We start from the raw sequence: 14,547 nt of genomic DNA on the forward strand, positions 1-14,547 counted from the left end.
CGTGCACCCGGCACGACGGCCGTCCCGGTCCGACGGCCGTCCTCCTCGCACCGAGCGGCCGGCTCAGGCCGTGCGCGCGGTGCCCGTGCCCTTCTCCGCGTCCAGCGCGTACACGCAGCGGTCCTTGCTGGACGCGTACACGACGCCGTCGCGGACCACCGGGGAGCCGGTGATCTCGCCGCCGGTCGCCAGCTTCCAGCGCAGCCGGCCGTCGTCGGCCTTCAGGGTGTACAGCAGGTGGTCCGTGGAGCCGAAGTGGATACGGCCCTCCGCGACCGCCGGGGCGCCCACGATGTCGCCGCCCGCCTGGAAGCGCCACTTGGGCGTGCCGGTGACCGCGTCCAGGGTGTAGAGACCCTTGCCGCTGCCGACGTGGACATGTCCGGCAGCCACCAGCACCGGGTCGACGGACGCCCGGGCCTCGGTGGCGATACGCCAGCGGTCGCGCCCGTCGGTGGCGTCGATGGCGTACACGGTGCCGAGGTAGTCGGCGAGGTAGACGCCACCGCCGGTCACCGCCGGGCCGGGCACGAACGTCGGCGGGGACAGGAAGACCGCCGGGGCCTCGAAGTGCCAGCGCACCATGCCGCTCGCGACGTCGACGGCGAGGACGCGGGTGCCGGCGGCGAGGTAGACGTAGCCGTCGGGGGCCGGGGTGACCCGGACCGGGACACCGCCGCAGGAGGCCGTGTCGCCGACGGGGTAGGACCAGCGTTCCTCGCCCGTGCGGGCGTCCAGGGCTCTGAGCCGGGCGTCCTGCCAGACGTAGACCGTGCCCTCGTGCAGCACCGGGCCGGCCTCCGGGGACTCGAAGTCCGTCTGGCAGCCGGTGATCTCCCAGAGCTTCTGCCCGGTCGAGGCCTCCCAGGCCTGGACGCCGCCGCCGCGCGTGCCGGTGACGACCGTGCCCCGGTCGGCCCTGAGCGAGTACACCCAGGCCTCCGTCGACAGCCGCCACAGGTCGCCGCCCTCCCGGGCGTCCAGCGCGAACAGGGTGGGGCCGTCGGAGGCGTGCACCCTGCCGTCCGCGACCGCCATCGACCAGGCCACGTCCCGCGTCTTGAAGCGGCGCCGACCGGTGGCCACATCCAGGGCGTGCACCTCGAAGGAGGTGACGTAGACCAGGTCCCCGGCGACGGACGGCGTGCCCCACACATCGTTCGACATGCGGAAACGCCAGGGCCGCCAGCCCGCCGGGGTCTCCGCGGGCGCGCTCTGGGGGGCCGGCACGGTCGTGTCGGCGCCGTTGACGCCGGGGCGCGGGCGCGACCAGTTGGCGACCAGGCCGGGCTCGGCCACCGGCGCCTTCACGGCGGCCGTGGCACGGACGTCGGCGACGCGCGGACCCGGCCCGATCGGCACGGCGGCGCCCGCCAGCCGGACGGGACCGACGTCGGGAGCGCCGACGGCCACGGGAGCGGACGCCGGACGGGAGAGGACCACGGGGGCGTGGGACGGCGGCGGCGGTACGGCGGGACCGGCGGCGGGCCGGGCCATGCCCACGCCGCCTCCGCCGCCGCTGCGGGGGCTCGGGGGCGCCGGTTTCGCCGGGCGGCCGCCACGGCGGGTCTCGATCAGGGTGACCGCCTTCTCGGGCAGCCACGCCGACGCCGTACCGCTGTCGTCGGAGCCGGAGCCGAAGAGGTGGGGGGCGAGCTGGGCCTGGAGGTCGGCCGGGTTGGGCCGGGCCGTGGCGTCCATCTGCATACAGGACTCGATGAGCGGGCGCAGCTCGTCCGGCAGGCCCTCCAGGTCCGGGCCCTCGCGCAGCAGCATGAAGACCGTCTCGACCGGGTTGGCGCCGTGGAAGGGCGGGTGTCCGGTGGCGGCGAAGACCAGCATCGAGCCGAGCGAGAAGACATCGCTCGCGCCGGTCACGCTGCGGGAGTCCTTCGCCTGCTCGGGGGACATGTAGGCGGGGGTGCCGACAGCCACGTTCGTCATCGTCAAACGCGTGTTCGAGACGCCGGACGCGATACCGAAGTCGATCACCCGGGGCCCGTCCTCGACGACGAGCACGTTGGACGGCTTGAGGTCCCGGTGGACCAGCCCCGCGCCGTGGATCGACTGGAGCGCCTCGGCGACGCCCGCCGCCAGCCAGCGCACGGCCTGGGCGGGCATGGGCCCGCAGTCGTTCACTATTTCCTCGAGGGAGGGCGCGGGCACGTACGCGGTGGCCAGCCAGGGCACGGCGGCGCGGGGATCGGCGTCGACGACGGCGGCCGTGTAGAACCCGGAGACCGCCCGGGCCGCCTCCACCTCGCGCGTGAAACGCACCCGGAAGAGCTGGTCCTCGGCGAGCTCGGTCCGGACCGTCTTGATCGCCACGCGCCGGCCCGAGGCCGAACGGGCCAGATAGACCAGCCCCATGCCGCCGGCCCCCAGCCGTCCCAGCACCTCGAACGGCCCGATCCGCCGCGGATCGTGCTGCGTCAGCTGATCCACCACTTGCCTGCCACCTCCCCGTACGAACCGCGTCACCCGCTTGTGCACACGGCCCCGTGCAGCGTCTCACCACCGCACCGCCATGGCGGCACGCACCCTGATTCTTCCTGGCCGGACGGCCGGTTGCGAACCCGGAGGCAATCGGGGTGTCTCATCTCATATACGCGCATACAGCACGCACACGGCGCCCGTCAGCGCTGGAGAAGCGCGAACGACGCCCCTTGATTGTCCGTGACGACCGCCACCGTTCCGTACGAGGCGGTGAACGGACCCGCCTGTACCCGTCCGCCGAGCCGGCTCACCGCGCCGAGGGTCGCCTCGCAGTCCTCCACGCCGAAGTGGACGAGGAAATGCGGCGGCATGACCTCCGGGAAGACATCGCCGACCGGCGCCCGCCCGAAGTCGGGTTCGGCGCCCGGCCCGAACAGCGCCTCGTGGAAGAGATGACCGTAGAAGGTGTTGGCGGCCTCGGTGTCCCGGGCGTAGAGCTGCGCCCAGGCGAAGGTGCCGGGCCGGTGCCGTACGCCGAAGCCGGGATGGCCGTCCGGCTGCCACAGGCCGAAGACCGCGCCCTCGGGGTCGGCGGCGAGCACGGCGGTGCCCGCTCCGTCGACCGGCAGCGGCGCCATGATGACCTGCCCGCCGGCCTGCTGGATACGGCGGGCGGTCCGCCGCGCGTCCGGGGTCGCGAAGTACACCGTCCACACGGTGGGCATCCGGCCGTCCGTCTTGTGGGCGAGCGCGGCCACCGGCGCGCCCTCCAGCCGGGCCCACACGGAGGAGCCGTACGCCTCCTCGAATCCCCACCCGAAGAGCTCACCGTAGAACCGCTTGCCCGCGTCCACGTCGGGGAGCTGCGCGTCCACCCAGCAGGGGACGCCCTCTGCGTACACCGATGCCCTGTTTTCGGCCATGCAGCCAAACTAACGGCGTCGCGCGCAAGCCGCAGACCAGGCACACCCGCCTCCGCACCCCCTCGCACCCCATTTGCAGTCGGCCGAATAGCGCTCCGATCACCCCTCGGTAAGCTGACGGCATGACAGGACAAGTGCGTACCGTCGACGGCCGCGTGGCCGGTCGGCGCGGGCAGGCGACGCGGCAGAAGCTGCTCGACTGCCTCAGCGAGATGCTCAGCTCCTCTCCGTACCGCGACGTCAAGGTCATCGACGTCGCCCGGAAGGCAGGCACTTCGCCCGCGACCTTCTACCAGTACTTCCCGGACGTCGAAGGCGCCGTCCTGGAGATCGCCGAGCAAATGGCCGCCGAGGGCGCCGAGTTGACCGGACTGGTCGCGGGTCGCTCGTGGGTCGGCAAGGCGGGCTGGCAGACGGCGCAGGAACTCGTCGACGGCTTCCTGGAGTTCTGGCGGAAGAACGACGCGATCCTCCGGGTCGTCGACCTCGGCGCGGCGGAGGGGGACAAGCGCTTCTACAAACTGCGCATGAAGATCCTCAACTCGGTCAACAACTCCCTTTCGGACGCGGTCGCCGAGCTGCAGTCCAAGGGCAAGGTCGACAAGGACGTGAACCCGGCCGCGGTCGCGGGCGCGCTCGTCGCGATGCTCGCGGCCGTCGCCTCGCACCAGAAGGGCTTCCAGACGTGGGGCGTCAAGCAGGCTGAACTCAAGCCGAACCTCGCGCTGTTGGTGCACCTGGGCATCACCGGCAAGAAGCCGACCAAGTAGCCCGGCCCCCACTGTCTTTTTACGGTCAAGTCCTGTCTGCCAGGCGGCAGCTCACCCGGTGAGCTGCCGCCTGCCGCGCTGTCGGCCTCAGGCGGGCAGCGCCCGGTCCCTCACCACGTGCTTCATCACCAGCGTCGACGTCAGCCGCTGCACCCCCGGCAGGGTGGCGAGGCGCTCGTCGTACAGCCGCTGGAACGCCGCGAGGTCGGCGGTCGCCACCCGCAGCAGGTAGTCGGGCTCCCCGAACAGCCGCTGCGCCTCCAGGACGTGCTCCACCTCGCCCACCGCCCGCTCGAACTCCGCGACCGTGTCCCGGTCCTCCTGCCTCATCGAGACGAAGACCAGCGCCTCGAAGGTCAGCCCCACGGCGGCCGGCTCCACCACCGCCCGGTAGCCGCTGATCGCCCCGGACCGCTCCAGCTCCCGCAGCCGCCGGTGACAGGGCGAGACGCTCAGCCGCACCCGCGCGGCCAGCTCGGTCACGGTCAGCCGCCCGTCCTGCTGAAGCTCGGCAAGAATCTTCCGGTCCACGTCATCCATGAGGCAGATCTTTCCCCAGACCACGCCGATCCGCGAAACCTTCGGGAACACTTTCGGCGGCATCGCGCCTAATGTCCCCGGTATGGACTCGGGAACGCTGATTTCTTTCCTCGCCGTCGACCTGCTGCTGGTGTGTGTACCGGGGGCCGACTGGGCCTACGTGATCTCCGCCGGGCTGCGCGGCCGTTCGGTGGGCGCGGCGGTGGGGGGCCTGGTCAGCGGGTACGCCGTGCACACGCTGCTGGCCGCGGCGGGCCTCGCGGTGCTGGTCGCGGGTTCGCCGGCGCTGCTCACCGGGCTGACGGTGGCGGGCGCGGCGTACCTGGTGTGGTTGGGGTGGGCCGTGCTGCGGCGGCCGGGCACCCCGGGCGCGGGCGAGGAGATCACGGCCGGCGGCGGGCGGGTGTTCCTGCGCGGGGCCACGATCAGCGGCCTGAACCCCAAGGGCCTGCTGCTCTACCTCTCGGTCCTGCCGCAGTTCCTCACCACGGGCGAGGGACGCCTGCCGGTGGCCGCCCAGACGACCGCCCTCGGCCTGCTGCACATGGCGTGCTGCGCCGCCGTCTATCTGACGGTGGGCGTCCTGGCCCGCGGCCTGCTGGGCGCCCGCCCCGCGGCGGCCCGGGCGGTGACCCGCACCTCCGGGGCGGCGATGCTGGGAATCGGCACGTTCCTGCTCGTCCAGCACGCCTTCTAGCCCTTCGGCCACCTCGCTCCCCACATCTTCACCGCACCGTCAGTCCCCCACGACTGCCAGGACCGCCAGGACAGCCCGGCCTGCCAGGACCGCCAGGGCCGTCCGGCTCTCGGGGCCCGCTAAGTCCTCGGGGTGAGCCGGAACAGTCGGATCTCCCGGTCGACGCGTGCCTGGTAGGTCGCGTACGGCGGCCAGAACGTCAGCAGCGCCTTCCAGACGGCCGCCCGCTCCTCCCCCGTCAGCAGCACGGCCCTCACGGGGATGTCCTTGCCCCTCCAGCTGATCTCGGCGTCGGGGTGGGCCAGCAGGTTGCCGGTCCAGGCGGGGTGCCCGGTGCGGCCGAAGTTGGAGCCGATCAGGATCCAGCTTCCGCCGTCCTCCTCCGGCATACAGGCCAGCGGCGCACGACGTGGCAGCCCGCTCCTCGCCCCGGTGGACGTCAGGATCGCCCCGGGCAGCAGCTGGGCGCTGAGCAGCACCTTTCCCCGGGTGAGACGGTGGACGGCCCGGTCGAGGGCGGGGACCACATGCGGCGCGACCTTCGCGAAGGCCCGCGTCGAGGAGACCTTCTGCACCGCCCGGACGCCGATCACACCGACACCTCCGTCCGCTCGAAGAGCCGGGCTCCCTCGGCCGCGTGCGCCCGAAGCCGGTGCACGGGCCCGAACAGCAGCTCGTCGCCGGCGGCCCGCTTGAAGTACAGATGCGCCTCGTGCTCCCAGGTGAAAGCCGATGCCCCCGTGCAACTGGATCCCCTCGGCGGCGGCGTGCCGCAGAGCCTCCAGCGCCTGCCCGAGAGCGAGCCCGCCGACCCGCTCCCGGTGACCGTCGGAACCACCCGGGCCACCAGGGCCGTCCGCCGCCCAGGCGGCGTAGTACGCGGCGGACCGGGCCGCCTGGATCTGGACGTACACGTCGGCCAACTGGTGCTGGACCGCCTGGAAGGAGCCGATCACCCGGCCGAACTGCTCCCGCCTGCCGAGGTGTTCGACGGTCCGTTCCAGCGCGCGGTCGGCTGCCCCGACGGCCTCGCAGGCCAGGAAGGCGGCCGCGAAGTCACCGGTGCGGGAGAGGGCCTCCGGTACGCCCGTATCCTCGGTCCCGAGCAGCTCCGCGCGCACGTCACGCAGTTGGACCCGGGCCTGCGGCCGGGTCGCGTCCAGGGCGGTCTGCCGGGTGCGGACGAGCCCGACGGCGTCCCCCGCCACGACGAACAGCAGGGTGCGCGACCGTACGAATCCCCCGGTGTGCGCGGCGACCACGAGCGCCCCGGCGCTGTGCCCGTCGAGCACCTGCGCGGCCTCCCCGTACAGCCGCCAGACGCCCTGGACCCGCCGGGCCTGGATGCCGCCCGCGCGCCCGCCACCGGCCCAGTCGCCGCCCTGGGGGCCGGTCAGGGCGAGGGCGGTGGCGAGGGCGGGCGCGGGCACGGCGAGGGCGGCGGTCAGGGTGCCGGCGCAGATCCGGGGCAGCAGGTCGGCGCGCTGGGCGTCGGTGCCGAGGGCGAGGATCAGCGGCGCCGCGAGGACCGAGGTCGCGAGAAGCGGGGAGGGCGCGAGGGCCCGGCCGGTCTCCTCGGCGGCGAGGGCCAGGTCGGTGACCGGGCAGCCGACACCGCCGTACGCCTCGGGGAGTGCGAGGCCGGGCAGCCCGAGCTGCTCGGCGAGGGCGGCCCAGAGGACGGGATCGTGGCCGCGCGGGGTGTCCAGGGCGGCGCGCAGGTCCTCGGGGCCGCAGCGTTTGTGCAGCAGTTCGCGCAACGTGCGGCGGATCCCGTCCTGTTCGGCGCTGAAGCCGGGGTCCATGGCCACCCCTCTCATCCGGAGTTGACGGGGCGTCATATTAGGCCGGAGGGAGGGGAATGCCCAGAGAGGAGACGCCTTCAGGGCGGGCGGTATCTGATGTACCGTCAGATTCATGGCATCCGGTACCCGGAAAGTGGCCGTGGTCGGCGTCGCCCTCTCCGACTGCGGCCGAGTGGACGACGCCACCCCCTACACCCTGCACGCCCAGGCGGCCCGGCGGGCGCTGGCGGACGCGGGGCTCGACCGGTCACGGGTGGACGGCTTCGCGTCCGCCGGACTCGGCACGCTGGCCCCGGTCGAGGTGGCGGACTACCTCGGCCTGCGGCCCACCTGGGTCGACTCCACCTCCGTCGGCGGTTCGACCTGGGAGGTCATGGCGGCGCACGCGGCCGACGCGATCGCCGCCGGTCACGCGAACGCGGTCCTGCTGGCGTACGGCTCGACGGCCCGCGCGGACGTGAAGGCGGGCCGCCGCACCGGCACCTTCGCCTTCGGCGGCCGTGGTCCGCTCCAGTTCGAGGTCCCCTACGGCCACACCCTGATCGCCAAGTACGCGATGGCCGCCCGCCGCCACATGCTCCAGTACGGCACGACGATCGAGCAGTTGGCGGAGGTGGCGGTCCAGGCGCGAGCGAACGCGGCCCTGAACCCGGACGCGATGTTCCGTTACCCGGTGACGGTGGACGACGTCCTGTCCGGCCCGATGATCGCCGACCCGTTCACGAAACTGCACTGCTGTCTGCGCTCCGACGGCGGCGCGGCGGTGCTCCTGGCGGCCGAGGAGTACGTGCGCGACTGCCGTACGGCCCCCGTGTGGATCCTCGGGACGGGGGAGCACGTGTCGCACGCCTCCATGTCCGAGTGGGACGACTTCACGGTCTCACCGGCGGCGGTGAGCGGCCGGCTGGCGTTCGGACGGGCGGGGCTGGGTCCGGGCGAGATGGACTTCGCCGAGATCTACGACGCGTTCACCTACATGACGCTGGTGACCCTCGAGGACCTGGGCTTCTGCGCGAAGGGCGAGGGCGGCGCGTTCGTGGAGAAGGGGCGGCTGACGCTGTCCGGCGCCCTGCCGGTGAACACGGACGGGGGCGGGCTCTCGGCCCAACATCCGGGGATGCGCGGCCTGTTCCTGCTGGTGGAGGCGGTGCGGCAACTGCGGGGCGAGGGCGGGCAGCGACAGGTGAGGGCGTCGGACGGAGGCCTGCCCCGGCTGGGGGTCGCCTCCGGGACCGGCGGGTGGTTCTGCTCGTCGGGGACGGTGGTCCTGGGACGCGACTGAGACCCACCGCGCCCCCCTCCCGGCGGTCCACACCCGGCAGCGGGAACGGCGGCCCTTCGGCGGCGGCAACCTTTCCGCGAGCGGCGGCGACAGACGTGTCGACAGCTTTCCCGGACGTGCTCCGCCGAACCGCGTAAGGATTCATCCGTGGCATCTCCCTCCCACCGCCGATCCCGCCCCGAGCGGCGCCGACCCCGCGTATCCGTCGTCACGGTGGTGGCCGTGGCGGCCGTCGCGCTCGTCGTGTCCCTGGTCGTGGCCTTCCGTCCCGACGGCGGGGGCGAGGCCGGGGCCGACGGCGGGGCGCACGCGGTCGAGCCCGTCGCCGGGGCCGGGGTGAGCGGTTCGCCGACGGCGACCGGGACCACCGGGGCGCCGTCGCCGAAGCCGTCCACGGCGTCCCCGAGCGCGACGGCCGGCAGGTCGGCCACGCCCGCCGCCACCCCGACCGGTGCGTCCGGCCCGGCCGGCGGGCGTTCGGCCGCGCCCGCCGCCCGGACCGCGTCCGGCACGGCACCGGCGGCGGGGCGGATCGCCCCCGGCACCGCCTACCAGGGGATCGCCACCTCCTACGACGTCGGGGACGGCGACGGCGCCTGCTCCTACGGGCCGACCTCCGACGTCATGACGGCGGCGATGAACACCGCCGACTACGAGACGTCCAAGGCGTGCGGCGCGTACGTCCTCGTCCGGGCCGCAGGCGGAGCGTCGATCACGGTCCGGATCACCAACGAGTGCCCGGCACCCTGCGAGGCCGGCCAACTCGACCTCAGCCGCCAGGCCTTCGCCGAGCTCGCGCCCCTTTCGGCGGGCCGGATCCCGGTCACGTGGAGCCTGCTGAGCCCCGCCGTCTCCGACACGATCTCGATCCGGTACAAGACCGGCTCCAGTCAGTACTGGTGCGGCATCCAGGCGATCGGCCACCGCAACCCGCTGGCCCGCCTCGAGGTCCGCACCAGCGCGGGCTGGACCCCTCTGCCGCGCACCGAGTACAACTACTTCCTCTCCGAGCAGGGCACCGGCTGCGGCGGCACGCTCCGGCTCACCGACATCTACGGGGAGCGGCTGACGGTCGAGGGGATCGCCGTCCGGCCGAACGCGGTGCAGTCGACACGGGTCCAGTTCGCCCGGCACTGACCGCATACCCTCGCCGTATGGCCAAGGATCTTCATGAGCTGCTGAGGTCGCTGCGGGTGTGGGACCCGGAGGTGACGGCGCTGCCGCCCTTCGCCCCGGAGGCGGCGCCCGCCGAGCCGCTGTCCCTCTTCACGGACTGGTTCGCCGAGGCGGTGGCGGCGGGCGAGCGGGAGCCGCACACGACGACCCTCGCCACCGTCGGCGAGGACGGCCTGCCGGACGCCCGCATCGTGATGCTGCACGGCGCCGACGCGGACGGCTGGGCCTTCGCGACCCATGCCACCAGCCGGAAGGGGCGCCAGCTCGCGGCCCGCCCGTACGCGGCCCTCACCTTCTACTGGCCGGTGCTGGGCCGCCAGGTACGGGTACGCGGCCCGGTCGCCTCCGCCCCCTCCGAGGAGGCCCAGGCCGATCTGCACGCCCGCTCGACGGGAGCCCTGGCCGCCGCCCTGACCGGACGGCAGAGCGAGATCCTGACCTCGACGGAGGAACTGGCGAGCGCGTCGCAGGCGGCCTGGGAACACGCCCGCGCGAACCCCGCGGCCAAGTCCCCCACCTGGACCCTGTACCGACTGCGCCCGGACGAGGTGGAGTTCTTCCAGGGCGACAGCACCCGCCGTCACGCCCGACTGAGGTACCGCCGGTCGGGCGGCTCCTGGACCAGGGAACAGCTGTGGCCCTGAGCACACCCCTCAGGGCCGGTCAGTGCACGTGGGTCTCCCGGCGAGGGTTCCCCGTCCCGGCGAAGGCGCCCTGTCCCGGCGACGGCGAGCCGGCACGCGTCGCGGGACGTGTCGAGGAGATACCGGCCACGTCCGCTGCCGGTCACCTCGATCTGCCACTGCTGGCAGGCCCGCCCCCGGCATGCGCCGTGCGGCAGGCCGCCCCCGAGGCGGTGGTGCCGGGGAGTCCCGGCGGTCGGCGCGGCATCCGTACGCAGGACGGTCCAGGCGCGGTACGTGTTCTCGCGAGCCCGCCGCGCCAGTTCTCCCCGGCCCTTCGACCGGCCCCGCCCAGCCCCTCCCTCACCGGGAAGAGGCGGCGGCACGTTCCGTCGGCGCCGTGAACTCGTACACCGCGAAGTCCGCCACGGGGCGGTACCCGATGCGCTGGTAGAGGCCGTTACTCGTCGGGTTGGCCAGGTCGGTGAAGAGCAGCACCTCCGCCCCTGTGGCCCGCGCGGCGCGGCTCACCTCGGCCGTCGCCGCGCCCGCGTAGCCCCGCCCGCGCAGCCCGGCCGGGGTGAACACGGGAGCCACCCTGATCTGGCCGGCCACCTCCGGGGTGACGCCTGCCATGGAGACGGGTGTGCCGTCGGCCGACTCCCAGAAGGTGATCCCGCCGTAGGCGATCCGGGAGTCGGCCCAGCCTCCGCCGTCCTGGCGGTTGCCCTCGCCGATGCTTTCGCCGAACTCCTCGAACCAGCGGACCAGACGGTCCCGGTCCGCGGCGGTGGCCACCCGCGGGGCGCCCTCGGGGGCCGGCGCCGGGACGGTGAGCCGGTCCAGCCGGTAGAGCCGCTCACACCGGCGCAACCGCGGCTCCGGACCGGCGTGCCGCCGCCAGGCGGTGGCGAAGGCGGCGGCCGTCGCGCTCTCCGCCGAGATGCCCGGGAGGCGGTGCCCGGCGGACGCCAGCCGAGCGGCGAGGGCGTCGGCCTGCTCCTCGGTGAGCGGTGTGACGTTGATCCAGTGCGGCGGGGTACGGAAGAACACCGCGCCGACCTCGCCGTCCCGGGTCTCCAGCGCGCCGAACAAGGGGGCCCCGCCACCGAACATGTGCAGGCCGCGGCGGCGCAGGCCGTTCAGCACCGTCAGCGGCACGGTGTGCAGGTCGGGGCGGGAGGCCAGGAAGTCGCCCGCGCGGTCCAGGAACGCGTCGAGGTCGTGGGTGAGGTGCCAGTCGTCGGGGCGCATGCCCCATCGTGACGCGCGGACACCGTGCGTCGCGCGCCATTTACCGCGCTCTCACGGGGCATCCGGCTCCGCGTCCGTCGCCAACCGGCCGTGCAGGTGGACGTCGCGGAAGGCGTCCCGGCGGCCCGACTCCCACATCGCGCCGCGCAGGGTCCCCTCGTGGCGGTAGCCGCAGCGTTCGGCGATCCGGCAGGAGGCGTCGTGGCCGAGCGCGTGGCCCAGCTCCAGCCGGTGCAGGCCGAGTTCGGTGAAGGCCCAGGTCGAGGCGAGCAGCAGGGAGCGGGTGGCCACGTGCCGGCCCCGCGCCTCCGGCAGGATCCAGTAGCCGACTCTGGCGGAGCTCAGCACCTGGTCGATCACGTTGACCCCGACCTGCCCGAGGATCGTGCCGTCGGCGGCGTCCGTGACGCAGTACGACATGGAGGTCCCGGCCGCCGCGTCCGCGCTTCTGACCGCCAGTGACGCCCGGGCGCCGGCGGAATCGGTGATCGTCCGCAGCGGGGTGTTCCAGCGCCGGAACTCGGGGTCGGTGTGCCCACGCAGCCAGGCGTCCACGTCGGTGGCGGACTCCGGGTCCCAGGGCCGCAGGGTCAGTCCGTGGCCGTGGAGACCGGTGCCGGAGGCGGCCCGGCGCGGCTCGCGCATGTCGGTCATCCGGCCATTGAACACCGCGGGTCTTTCAGCGCGCGGGCGCGGGCCGGAACACCGGAATCCCCTCCCGGAACGCGACCTCCAGCGCCAGTCCGGCCCGGAGGCCCGCCCCCTCCCGCACGGCCTCCCCCACGACCTCCGTGGACATCCGCGGCCCCTCCGCCAGGTCGACCACCGCCGCGATGTAGGGCGTCCGCTCCCGGAAGGGCGGCAGGTCGTTGCGGTGGACGACGGACCACGTGTAGAGGGTGGCCCGGCCGCTCGCGTCCTCCCAGGTCACGTCCTCGCTCCAGCAGTACGGGCAGAACTCCCGGGGGTAGTGGTGGGCCCGCGCGCAGGCCCCGCAGCGCCGGATCAGCAGCCGGCCGCCGGCGGCCGCGGTCCAGTACGCGCGGGTGAAGGCGTCGGCCTCGGGGACGTCGAAACGGTTGCCCATCTCCATGGATCTGACGGTACGTCAGTCGTCCGGACGCGGGAAGCCCTCGCATTCCCCATGAGAGATCCCTGTGCGTCCGCCACGAAGCTGTGCGTCGCCCGTGAATGCGCCGAAGATTGTTGACGATTTTGTTGGCGAAGAAATACGTTCACCATCGCAAGCCGGAGAGAGAGCACACAGTCACCACCCGGTCCATGGAGAGGCAGCATCGTGAAGCACAGGGCAGTCAAGCGCAGGTCGGTCGTCTTGGGGCTCGGCGCCACCGCGGGTGCCGCGGCGGTGGGCGGCATCGCCCTCAGCGCGCAGGCCTCCGGCGGCACGTCGGCGTCCTCGTCCTCGGACGCCGGGTCCCTGGCCTTCGACCCGGACGCCTACACCAAGCTCACGACGACCGTCACGGACACGGCGGGCGACGAGCACTCCGTGACGTACCACTTCTGGAAGGCGATCACCTACGTCGCCAAGCCCTTGGACGCCGCCTACCAGTCGCTCAACGTGAGCGTGCCGGTCGAGATCGACGGCACGGCGGTAGACGCGAGCGACGCGCCGATCCTGTTCGCGAACTCCGTCGGCGGCTACATGCCGTCCTCCGTGGCGGACGCCACCGGGGTCGGCGCCGGAGGAATGGGCGGCGGAATGGGCGGCGGCGCCCCCTCCGGAGCGCCCTCCGCGAGCGCGTCGGCCTCCGCCTCGGCACCCGGCGCCAACGGCAACACCAACGCCACCGGCGGGGCCCTGTCCTCCAACCAGCTGCTGGCCCTGGCCGCCGGTTACGTCGTCGTGGAGCCCGGCGCCCGCGGCCGTACGCTCAAGAACTCCGCCGGCGAGTACTACGGCGTGGCACCCGCCGCGATCGTCGACCTCAAGGCCGCCGTGCGGTACCTGCGCGCCAACAAGGGCGTCGTCCCCGGCGACACCGACCGGATCGTGTCCGCCGGCACCAGCGCGGGCGGCGCTCTCTCCTCGCTGCTCGGCGCGTCCGGCGACAGCCCGCTCTACGACAAGTACCTCGAGGAGCTCGGCGCGGCCGACGCCTCCGACGCGATCTTCGCGACCGGCGCCTGGTGCCCGATCACCGACCTGGAGCACGCCGACGCCTCCTACGAGTGGAACTGGGGCACCAACGCCCTCGGCACGGGCAAGCAGGTCGACCAGGCGGTGTCCAGGACGCTCCGGGCGCAGTTCGCCGAGTACCAGGCCGGACTGAAGCTCGAGGGCCTGAACGGCTTCGGCACGCTGAACGCCCGCAACTACGACGAGTACCTGGTCAAGCAGTACCTGGAGCCGTCGGCCACCACCTACCTCGCGGCCCTCTCCGACACCGCCCGCGAGACGTACCTGGCCGCCAACACCTTCATCACCTGGAAGAACGGCAGGGCCCGCTTCTCCTGGGCGGACTTCCTCACCCACGTCGGCGCCCGCAAGAAGACCGTTCCGGCCTTCGACGCCTTCGACCTGTCGGCGGGCGAGAACAACGAGTTCGGCAAGGGCACGGTCATCTCCCGTCACTTCACGGCGTACAGCCTGAAGAACGACACCACCGGGCTCACCGCCAAGCGCCTCGACAGCGACATCCCCGAGGTGCTGCGGCTGATGAACCCGATGTACTTCCTGGCCGACAAGCCCAACCCGGGCCGCAGCAAGCACTGGTGGATCCGTCTCGGCACCAAGGACTCCGACACCTCGCTGACGGTCTCCGCCAACATCGCCGCCGCCGCGCACGGCCTCGGCGACGACGTCGACCACCTCTACTACTGGGACCAGGGCCACGGCGCCAACACCGACCCCGGCGACTTCATCACCTGGATCGCCAAGGTGACGGGCCACCGGGCCAGGAGCGGCGCCAAGGCCGAGAAGCAGTAGTTCCGCCCGCCCCCGGTCCCGCCGGGTGGCACCCCGGACGCGGCCGCGTCAGTTTCCCGTCATGGTCACCGACGCCGTCCGCACGCGACGC

The 14,547-nt window shown here is 73.3% G+C and carries 13 protein-coding genes and 1 pseudogene; 6 read left to right on the forward strand and 8 right to left on the reverse strand.

Features of this window, described 5'->3' with window-relative positions; translation table 11 throughout:
* Window positions 1-63: 63 nt before the first annotated feature.
* Together QF030_RS19290 and QF030_RS19295 are read right to left on the reverse strand one after the other, a co-directional pair.
* Window positions 64-2,448 (reverse strand): outer membrane protein assembly factor BamB family protein, encoded by a 2,385-nt coding sequence (locus QF030_RS19290; RefSeq protein WP_307163920.1) that lies wholly within the window; start codon window positions 2,446-2,448, stop codon window positions 64-66.
* 188 nt (window positions 2,449-2,636) lie between these two features.
* On the reverse strand, window positions 2,637-3,359 hold the full coding sequence (locus QF030_RS19295) for a VOC family protein (RefSeq protein ID WP_307163921.1): 723 nt from the start codon (window positions 3,357-3,359) through the stop codon (window positions 2,637-2,639).
* Window positions 3,360-3,493: 134 nt separating this feature from the next.
* On the opposite strand from QF030_RS19295, the gene QF030_RS19300 reads away from it, so the two are divergent.
* Entirely contained in the window at window positions 3,494-4,129 is a 636-nt protein-coding gene (locus tag QF030_RS19300; RefSeq protein ID WP_307167621.1) for a TetR family transcriptional regulator, read from the forward strand.
* 87 nt (window positions 4,130-4,216) lie between these two features.
* On the opposite strand, the gene QF030_RS19305 is transcribed toward QF030_RS19300, so the two are convergent.
* Window positions 4,217-4,669 (reverse strand): Lrp/AsnC family transcriptional regulator, encoded by a 453-nt coding sequence (locus QF030_RS19305; RefSeq protein ID WP_028807204.1) that lies wholly within the window; start codon window positions 4,667-4,669, stop codon window positions 4,217-4,219.
* Between the two features lie 82 nt (window positions 4,670-4,751).
* Here QF030_RS19305 and QF030_RS19310 point away from each other — a divergent pair, with 82 nt between their 5' ends.
* Window positions 4,752-5,366 carry a LysE family translocator gene (locus QF030_RS19310; RefSeq protein WP_307163922.1) on the forward strand — a complete coding sequence of 205 codons (615 nt, stop codon included), beginning with the start codon at window positions 4,752-4,754 and terminating at the stop codon, window positions 5,364-5,366.
* 119 nt (window positions 5,367-5,485) lie between these two features.
* Here QF030_RS19310 and QF030_RS19315 read toward each other — a convergent pair whose 3' ends face one another.
* Together QF030_RS19315 and QF030_RS19320 are read right to left on the reverse strand one after the other, a co-directional pair.
* Window positions 5,486-5,959, reverse strand: coding sequence for a nitroreductase family deazaflavin-dependent oxidoreductase (locus QF030_RS19315; protein WP_307163923.1), 474 nt, complete (start codon window positions 5,957-5,959; stop codon window positions 5,486-5,488).
* A pseudogene (locus QF030_RS19320) lies at window positions 5,956-7,171 on the reverse strand (acyl-CoA dehydrogenase family protein). The gene QF030_RS19315 and the pseudogene QF030_RS19320 overlap by 4 nt, the downstream one beginning before the upstream one ends.
* Before the next feature lie 112 nt (window positions 7,172-7,283).
* Between QF030_RS19320 and QF030_RS19325 the strand changes: the two are divergent.
* The 3 genes from QF030_RS19325 (at window position 7,284) to QF030_RS19335 (ending at window position 10,273) form a co-directional block, all read left to right on the forward strand.
* On the forward strand, window positions 7,284-8,453 hold the full coding sequence (locus QF030_RS19325; RefSeq protein WP_307163924.1) for a thiolase C-terminal domain-containing protein: 1,170 nt from the start codon (window positions 7,284-7,286) through the stop codon (window positions 8,451-8,453).
* 147 nt (window positions 8,454-8,600) lie between these two features.
* A complete protein-coding gene (locus QF030_RS19330; protein WP_307163925.1) occupies window positions 8,601-9,590 on the forward strand; it encodes an expansin EXLX1 family cellulose-binding protein in 990 nt (329 codons plus the stop codon).
* A gap of 17 nt (window positions 9,591-9,607) precedes the next feature.
* On the forward strand, window positions 9,608-10,273 hold the full coding sequence (locus QF030_RS19335; protein ID WP_307163926.1) for a pyridoxine/pyridoxamine 5'-phosphate oxidase: 666 nt from the start codon (window positions 9,608-9,610) through the stop codon (window positions 10,271-10,273).
* A 342-nt stretch (window positions 10,274-10,615) separates the two neighbouring features.
* On the opposite strand, the gene QF030_RS19340 is transcribed toward QF030_RS19335, so the two are convergent.
* Genes QF030_RS19340 through QF030_RS19350 form a run of 3 tightly spaced genes read right to left on the reverse strand, consistent with a single transcriptional unit; the run spans window position 10,616 to window position 12,593 of the window.
* Window positions 10,616-11,506, reverse strand: a complete 891-nt coding sequence (locus QF030_RS19340; RefSeq protein ID WP_307163927.1) for a GNAT family N-acetyltransferase — start codon at window positions 11,504-11,506, stop codon at window positions 10,616-10,618.
* Window positions 11,507-11,557: 51 nt separating this feature from the next.
* Window positions 11,558-12,160: a GNAT family N-acetyltransferase gene (locus QF030_RS19345; RefSeq protein ID WP_307163928.1), complete on the reverse strand. Its 603-nt coding sequence runs from the start codon at window positions 12,158-12,160 to the stop codon at window positions 11,558-11,560.
* A gap of 25 nt (window positions 12,161-12,185) precedes the next feature.
* Entirely contained in the window at window positions 12,186-12,593 is a 408-nt protein-coding gene (locus QF030_RS19350; protein WP_307167622.1) for a Zn-ribbon domain-containing OB-fold protein, read from the reverse strand.
* 210 nt (window positions 12,594-12,803) lie between these two features.
* Between QF030_RS19350 and QF030_RS19355 the strand changes: the two genes are divergently transcribed.
* The gene (locus QF030_RS19355; RefSeq protein WP_307163929.1) at window positions 12,804-14,456 is read left to right on the forward strand and encodes a subtype B tannase; all 1,653 of its coding nucleotides are present in this window, start codon (window positions 12,804-12,806) and stop codon (window positions 14,454-14,456) included.
* The last annotated feature ends 91 nt before the right edge of the window (window positions 14,457-14,547 follow it).

The organism is Streptomyces rishiriensis (assembly GCF_030815485.1).
Taxonomy (GTDB): Bacteria; Actinomycetota; Actinomycetes; order Streptomycetales; family Streptomycetaceae; genus Streptomyces; species Streptomyces rishiriensis_A.